Origin of the sequence: Pseudomonas sp. PA-4-8C (genome assembly GCF_021606625.1) — a bacterium.
In the GTDB taxonomy this organism is placed as follows: domain Bacteria; phylum Pseudomonadota; class Gammaproteobacteria; order Pseudomonadales; family Pseudomonadaceae; genus Aquipseudomonas; species Aquipseudomonas lactis.
In genome coordinates, this window is the sequence record NZ_WKCD01000264.1 from 1 (window position 1) to 7,671 (window position 7,671).

6 protein-coding genes and 1 pseudogene are annotated in these 7,671 nt (G+C 62.7%); 5 read left to right on the top strand and 2 right to left on the bottom strand.

Going from position 1 to position 7,671, the window contains the following annotated elements; genetic code table 11:
* On the bottom strand, positions 1-757 hold a 757-nt coding region (locus GIW04_RS25135), incomplete at its 3' end, for an aldehyde dehydrogenase family protein (protein ID WP_236479303.1).
* Between the two features lie 236 nt (positions 758-993).
* On the opposite strand from GIW04_RS25135, the gene GIW04_RS25140 reads away from it, so the two are divergent.
* Positions 994-2,163 (top strand): p-hydroxyphenylacetate 3-hydroxylase oxygenase component, encoded by a 1,170-nt coding sequence (locus tag GIW04_RS25140; RefSeq protein ID WP_120248887.1) that lies wholly within the window; start codon positions 994-996, stop codon positions 2,161-2,163.
* Between the two features lie 56 nt (positions 2,164-2,219).
* Positions 2,220-2,693, top strand: a pseudogene (locus GIW04_RS25145) (flavin reductase family protein); the annotation flags it as partial.
* 32 nt (positions 2,694-2,725) lie between these two features.
* Here GIW04_RS25145 and GIW04_RS25150 read toward each other — a convergent pair.
* Entirely contained in the window at positions 2,726-4,048 is a 1,323-nt protein-coding gene (locus tag GIW04_RS25150; protein WP_120248886.1) for a hypothetical protein, read from the bottom strand.
* A gap of 216 nt (positions 4,049-4,264) precedes the next feature.
* Between GIW04_RS25150 and GIW04_RS25155 the strand changes: the two genes are divergently transcribed.
* From GIW04_RS25155 to feaR, 3 genes are all read left to right on the top strand, one after another.
* Positions 4,265-5,764: an APC family permease gene (locus tag GIW04_RS25155; protein WP_057711173.1), complete on the top strand. Its 1,500-nt coding sequence runs from the start codon at positions 4,265-4,267 to the stop codon at positions 5,762-5,764.
* Complete coding sequence (locus GIW04_RS25160) at positions 5,727-6,293, top strand: DUF3156 family protein (protein WP_032900766.1); 567 nt, start codon at positions 5,727-5,729, stop codon at positions 6,291-6,293. The genes GIW04_RS25155 and GIW04_RS25160 overlap by 38 nt, the downstream gene beginning before the upstream one ends.
* 115 nt (positions 6,294-6,408) lie before the next feature.
* The gene (feaR, locus tag GIW04_RS25165; protein WP_003192409.1) at positions 6,409-7,344 is read left to right on the top strand and encodes a transcriptional regulator FeaR; all 936 of its coding nucleotides are present in this window, start codon (positions 6,409-6,411) and stop codon (positions 7,342-7,344) included.
* Positions 7,345-7,671 lie beyond the last annotated feature (327 nt).

A 7,671-nucleotide genomic window follows, 5' to 3' on the forward strand; every position in this document is an offset into this window, starting at 1 on the left:
CCGCAATACCGGTGGGCACTGAGCCGGTGAACGACACCTTGTGCGTGCCGGGGTGTTCCACCAGCCCCTTGCCGACATGGCCGCCGCCGGTCAACACGTTGAGCACGCCCGCCGGCAACCCGGCGTCGATGGCCAGTTCGGCGATGCGCAGCAGGGTTAGCGGCGTGAATTCGCTGGGCTTGATGATGATGCTGCAGCCGGTCACCAGCGCAGAAGCCAGCTTCCAGATGGCGATCATGGTCGAGAAATTCCACGGCACAATGCCTACCACCACGCCTACCGGTTCGCGCAAGGTGAAAGCGGTGTAGCGCTCGCCATTGAACGAAGGCAGCGACGGCGTGAGGGTCTTGCCGCTGAGCTTGGTGGCCCAACCTGCGTAGTAACGCAGGAAGTGCGCGGCCTGGTCGACCTCAAAGGCGCGGGAAATCTGGATGATCTTGCCCGACTGGCAGGTTTCGATCTGCGCCAGTTCTTCGCGGTGGTGTTCCAGCAGGTCGGCCAGTTTCAGCAGTACGTTGCCACGAATGGCCGGTGCGGTCTGTGACCACAACTGGAAACCCCGGTTGGCGCAAGCCACCGCGGCGTCGATATCCGCCAGGTCTGCGTCGGCCACGTCGGCGATCACCTGGCCGGTGGCGGGGTTGGTCACGCTCAGGCGTGCATCGGCGTGGCTGCGCACACTGGCGCCGTCGATGAATAGCCCATGACGGCGGCGCAAAAAGGCTTCGACGTGAGGCAGCAGCGGGATATCGCTCATGGCAGGTTCCTGGCAGTTCACAAAAGAAAACTCGAGGTTAACCAACGGGCAGGTACGCGGCTTGACTGTGCCTGCCAGGTTTTATGCCTGTGCCTGCCGTGCCTGTGAAAAGTACAACCTTGCCTGCCGAACGTGCATGTTGTGCCGGCGCAAGCCGGTCGATACTGGCCCTGCATCCCGCGCCGTTCCACGATTCGGAGCGTCTGCCGGACTTCCAATAATAAGCAGGGCCGTCCATGAAAAAGCCAAACCCGCTCCTCGAAGACCTCAAGCCTCTTCTGCCTGCCATTGCCGCGAACGCCAGCCGTGCCGAACAACTGCGACAAGTGCCGGATGAGAATATCGCGCTGCTCAAGAGCATCGGGCTGCACCGCGCCTTCCAGCCCAAGGTGTTCGGTGGCCTGGAACTGTCGCTGCCCGAATTCGCCGATTGTATCGCCTTGCTCGCCGGCAGTTGTGCCAGCACCGCCTGGGCCATGAGTTTGTTGTGCACCCACAGCCATCAACTGGCGCTGTTCTCGGCGCAGTTGCAGGAGGAAATCTGGGGCGCCAACCCGGATGCCACGGCCAGCAGCAGTATTGCGCCGTTCGGCCGGGTGACCGAGGGCGAGGGCGGCGTGTACTTCAGTGGCGAGATGGGCTGGAGCAGCGGCTGTGACCATGGCGAATGGGCGATTGTCGGCTGCCGTCGCCAGAATGCCGAAGGCACCCAGGACTACTGCTTTGCCGTGCTACCGCGCAGTGACTATCAGATCCGCGATGACTGGTTTGCAGCCGGCATGAAAGGCAGCGGCACCAAGACCCTGATCATCGACAACGCCTGGGTGCCCGAGCACCGGATCCAGAAGGCCAAGGACATGATGGAAGGCAAGTCCGCAGGCTTTGGTTTGTACCCTGACAGCCAGATTTTCTACGCGCCGTATCGGCCGTATTTCGCCAGTGGCTTCTCCACCGTCAGCCTCGGCGTGGCCGAGCGCATGCTGGAGGTATTCCGCGAAAAAACCAAAAACCGCGTACGTGCCTACACCGGCGCTGCCGTCGGCGCAGCGACCCCGGCGCTGATGCGCCTGGCCGAGTCCACCCACCAGGTGGCCGCCGCTCGGGCGTTTTTGGAGAAGACCTGGCAAGACCACGCCGAACACAGCGCCGCCCACCGCTACCCAACGCGAGAAACCCTGGCGTTCTGGCGCACCAACCAGGCCTATGCCACGAAGATGTGCATCGAAGCGGTAGACCGGCTGTTCGCTGCCGCCGGTGGCAATGCCTGGTTCGAACAGAACGAAATGCAGCGCCTGTTCCGCGATTCCCATATGACCGGCGCCCATGCCTACACCGACTATGACGTGTGCGCGCAGATCCTCGGCCGTGAGCTGATGGGCCTGGAACCCGACCCGAGCATGGTGTAGCCGCGTTTTCCCTACAACAATCAGGGCGGCCCATCGAGGCCACCCGGGAGTCTTGCATGTCTGACGTATTCGACCCACGAGCCTTTCGTCGCGCCTTGGGCAATTTTGCCACTGGCGTGACCGTGGTCACCGCCGCCACCGCCTCCGGGCGCAAGGTCGGCGTGACCGCCAACAGTTTCAACTCGGTGTCCCTCGACCCGCCGCTGGTGCTGTGGAGCATCGACAAACGCTCCAACAGCCATGCGGTGTTCGAGGAGGCCAGCCACTTTGCGGTGAATGTGTTGGCGGCGGACCAGGTGCATCTATCCAACAATTTCGCGCGCCCCCGTGAAGACCGCTTCGCCCTGATCGAATACGAGCCGGGGGAGGGTGGCTCGCCGGTGTTCGCCGATTGCTCGGCGCGTTTTCACTGTGAGAAATACCAGCAGGTGGACGGCGGCGACCATTGGATCATGATCGGCAAGGTGGTGGCCTTTGATGATTTTGGCCGTGCGCCGCTGCTCTATCATCAGGGCGCCTATGCTGAGGTCCGGGCGCTGCCTCCGTGCGCGCCCGAGGCGGTTTAGAACGGCACGGCGACCACCAGTTGGCTGTAGACATTGGTGCCGTTGCCGCCGACCTGATTGCCGCCGTTTTCGGCTGATTTATTCGGTTTGTACAGGCCGAGCAGCGGCGTGATGATCAGGTGCTCGTTGACGGCCCATTCGGCATACAGGTCCAGTTCGCGGCCATCGAGGTTCAATTGGCCGCGGGTACTGACGGTGTTGTAGTCGAAGAACAGCGCCCCAAGCGTGACGTTCTCCAGTGGCTTGACCTTGAGCGCCACGTGCTGCACGGCGGTGTTGCTGTTGAAGGGGCCGGAATAGTTGCCCGCTACTTCGCCCTGCACCCAGGTGCCGTAGCCACGGTTGAAGCCTGAGAACATGGCGTCCCAGTTCTTCGAATAACGGGCGTAGCGGTAGGTCAGATCCGGCGACCACGGCAGGTTGGCGAAGGTGTAGCCGGCTTCGACGTAACCGGCATTTTCCTGGCCGTCGCGACGGCTTTGGCGCGCCAGTTCGAAGGCGAAGTGCGCGTTGTCGATACCGGCATTGCCGGCGCCGCGCAGGCTGTAGAGGTTCATGCCTTTGCGCTGGCGCTGCAGGTCGGTGGCGAAGCGCTCATCCACGTCGATGCCGTGAATGTAGGTCAGCCCCAGGGTGCCCGGCGCGGCACTGTATTCCAGGGTGCCGGCGGCCATTTCGGTAAGGGCCTGGGCGCGGTTGTCGGACTTGATCCACATCAGGCTGCCGTGCACACCGTCCTTGCCGCCCAGGCGAATCACCGCCGTCTTATCGAAGGCATGGCGCGCGGCGATGTAGTAGGCGCCGCCGCGATTGAACTCGCCGTCGCCCACGCCATTGCCCAGGTTGGGGCCATCGTCGTTAAGGATAAAACCGTCGCCGAGCATGATGATCTGGCGACCGAACGACAGGTCCAGGCCATCCTTGCCCAGCGCTGGCAACAACTCGCCAGACCGCCAGCCGGCGAAGGCCTCGTCAAACTTGGTGGTGCGCTCGGTGCCGTTGGTGAGCCCTGCCGCATCGCCATCGCCCCAGGTACCGGAACTCACCAGGTTGGCCGTGCCATACACGCCGCCCAGGTTGCCCAGGCTCTGTTCGACGCTCAGGCCGTACTTGATGAACGCCTCGCGCCAGGTGGAGCCGCCGCTGCGGCCATCGTAGTTCTTCGGGCTGTTGAACAGACCGTACACGGCGAGGAAGTTGCCGGTGACCTGGGTGTCGGCGTCGGCATACAACTCGATGGCCTGCGCCTGGCCCACCAGCAGTGCCACGCCCAGGCCGACCGCCTGGCGCAGGCGGCGGTTTTTCAGTGTGTGCTCCATTGTTATTGCCCCCATCTTGGTTAAGAGTGAGGGCGCATTAGGGCGAGCGGTATGAGGCCAAGTCTTTTCCCTGCGTGCCAGGCAATTGACTCTGGCCGCCAGGCCACACGCCCTGGCAGGCAGCAACAAAACCGGCGGCAGACAGGGGCAAGACGATCAACGGGAGTGGGGCGCAGAGTGCCGACACATTAAAAAAACCGCTTCGAGGACCCCTCCATGTCGATCAACGACCGACTCACCGCACACCTCAACCGGGGCACGGTAGGTTTTCCCACTGCGTTGGCCAGCACTATCGGCCTGATCATGGCCAGCCCGGTGATCCTCACCGCCACCATGGGCTTTGGCATCGGTGGCAGTGCGTTTGCCCTGGCGATGCTGATTGCCGTGGTGATGATGCTGGCCCAGGCCACCACCTTCGCTGAGGCGGCGTCGATACTGCCCACCACCGGTTCGGTGTACGACTACATCAACTGCGGCATGGGCCGGTTCTTTGCGATTACCGGGACCTTGTCGGCCTACCTGATCGTGCATGTGTTCGCCGGCACCGCCGAAACCATCCTCGCAGGGGTCATGGCCCTGGTGAACTTCGAACACCTCAATACCCTGGCAGAGTCGGCCGGCGGCTCGTGGTTGCTGGGCGTCGGTTTCGTGCTGGTGTTCGGTGTGCTGAATGCCTTTGGCGTCAGCGCATTTGGCCGCGCGGAGATCATCCTGACCTTCGGCATGTGGACCACCCTGATGGTGTTCGGCGTACTGGGGCTGATCGCCGCGCCGGCGGTGCAGTTGGATGGCTGGTTCGGTGAGTCGCTGGTGGGCACCGACCTGGTCACCGTGCTGTCGCTGGTGGGCATGGCGATGTTCATGTTCGTGGGCTGCGAGTTCGTCACCCCGCTGGCGCCGGACCTGCGCCAATCGGCCAAGGTGATGCCACGGGCGATGATGCTCGGGCTGATGGGCGTGGCCACCTGCATGTTCATCTATGGCGCGGCGATGAAACGCCAGGTGGAGAACGTGGTGCTCGATGTGGCGTCCGGCGTTCACCTGTTGGACACACCCATGGCCATCCCCCGGTTCGCCGAACAGGTGATGGGGCAGATCGGTCCGTTGTGGCTGGGCATCGGCTTTCTGTTCGCTGGCGCTGCGACCATCAATACCCTGATGGCCGGCGTGCCGCGCATCCTCTACGGTATGGCGGTGGATGGCGCCTTGCCCAAGGTGTTCACCTACCTGCACCCGCGTTTCAAGACGCCGCTATTGTGCATCTTGGTGGCCATGTTGATTCCGTGCCTGCACGCGCTGTATCTGGGCGGCAACACCGACAACATCATGCACCTGGTGCTGGCGGCGGTGTGCGCGTGGAGTTTCGCTTACCTGTTGGTGACCTTGTCAGTGGTGATCCTGCGCATTCGGCGTCCGGACTTGCCTCGGGCCTATCGCTCGCCGTGGTTTCCGCTGCCGCAGATCGTCTCCAGCATCGGCATCCTGTTGGGCATGTGGTTTATCACCCCGCCCGGCATGAACCCGGCGGACATCTACGTGCCGTTTGGCGTGATGCTCGGCGTGACGGCCACCTACGCGCTGTTCTGGACCCTGGTGGTGCAGAAGGTCAACCCCTTCAAGCCCGCCTGCGTAGAGGAGGTGTTGGCCAAGGAATTCAGCCATGAACCGGGGGTTGCCCATGACGGTTATAACGACTTTGCGGCAAAAACTGTTTGAGCTGTTTCGTGCCGACCGCGCACCCAGCGGGTATCGACCGGGGGTGACCCTGGCTCATCTGCGGCGTGATCTGGGCCTGGCCACCCTTGAAGTGGACGGTGTGGCCTTTGAGATTGTCGAGCGCACCGAGTCGCAGTTGTTGATGCACCTGGTGCTGACCGAATGTGTCCTGCGCGTTCCTGCTGCAGCGGGTGGCGCTGGCAGCTTCGAGGTGCACCATGGCGGCGCGATCCGGCGCAGCGGCATTCATGTGCGGCGCCGCGCCGGCAACCAGGCACTGGGCCGTGAATTGCAGGCGCGTTTACAGGCGGACAGCGTGTTGTTCCAGGCGTTGATGCCGCTGGATTTCAAGCGCCTGCGCATCGAGCTGCACGACCAGCAATGGTGCGTGCGCCTGGAGCATATGGGTGGCAGCGAGGTGGTCAACCGCATGCCGGCGTTCCGGCGCTACATTGCGTTGAGCGCCGAGCAACGCGTGCATCTCTTGGCAACCCTGGCCGGGTTGCGGCGGGTACTGTCGGGTCTCTGATTGGCACCATTAGTGCTTCTGCAACGGGCAAACAGGTTTGTTGTTGCGTGCATATAGATAACATGTTAACTATTGCACCAGAACAACAAGAATAACGCCACTGCGGAGACACCCCATGAGCATCCCACAGCATGCACCCGACGGGCTCGACAGCTGGAACCGCGAACTGCGCGCCGCGTGCGGCCACTTCGATACCGAGTTGGCTTTCAACCGTTCGCTGTTTATCGGCGAGATCCACAACCTGTCGCGTGGCCTGGCCATCCTGCGCACCAATGCCGGGCTGATCAAGCGCCCGATGCACCACGCCGACCATGACAACGACCAGGAATGTTTCCTGGTCAGCCAGCGCAGCGGCTATTCGCAAATCACCCAGAACGACCAGACCGTACAACTGGCCCCCGGCGAAATGCTGTTGATGGACTCGGTGGGCGCCATCGAAATTACCCCCTTCGGCCTGATCGAACACGCCTCGCTGTCCTTGCCGCGCACTGCGGTGTGCAAGCACCTGGGTGGCCAGGCGCGGGCCTTCGGCAAGATCTCCTCGACCAAAGCCTGTGGGCGCATGCTGCATGTGCTGATGGACCAATTGTGCAAGGACGATACCGACGAAGACGCCACGCAAGTGGAAGCGCTGCAAGCGGCGTTCGTCTCGCTGTTGGGTTCGGCGTTGGAGCAGGGCGATGAGTGCCGCGAAGGCGTGGCCTCGTTACAGGGCAATAACCTACGCAGCTATGTGCAAAAGGTCATTGATGAGTCGCTGAGCCAGCCAGGCCTGAGCCCGATCGGCCTGGCCAACCGCCTGAATATCTCGGTGCGGCACCTGTACCGTTTGTTTGAAGAACAGGACGACAGCGTCTGCCGCTATATCCAGCGCGCACGGCTCAAGCGCAGTGCGGATGACTTGACCAACCCGTTTCTGCGCAGTGAGTCGATTACCTCGATTGCCTACAAATGGGGCTTTACCGACTCGGCGCATTTCAGCCGCTCGTTCAAGAAGCAGTTTGAGGTATCGCCCAAGGATTTTCGTTCCAGCCGGTTGCAGGCGGTGTAAGCGTGATCGTTCCCACGCTCCGCGTGGGAACGCCGCCCCGGACGCTCCGCGTCCCGCTCCAGAAGTCGTGACGCGGAGCGTCACAGGATGCATTCCCACGCAGAGCGTGGGAACGATCGGCAAACCGCCCTCATCAAAGCGGCGTTCCCAGAGACCGATGATGTCGAACTTACGGATGTCGAACAAGGCCGCCGTCTGCCGATAGGACAGCTGTTGATCGTTCCTACGCTCCGCGTGGGAACGCCGCCCCGGACGCTCCGCGTCCCGCTCCAGAAGTCGTGACGCGGAGCGTCACAGGAGGCATTCCCACGCAGAGCGTGGGAACGC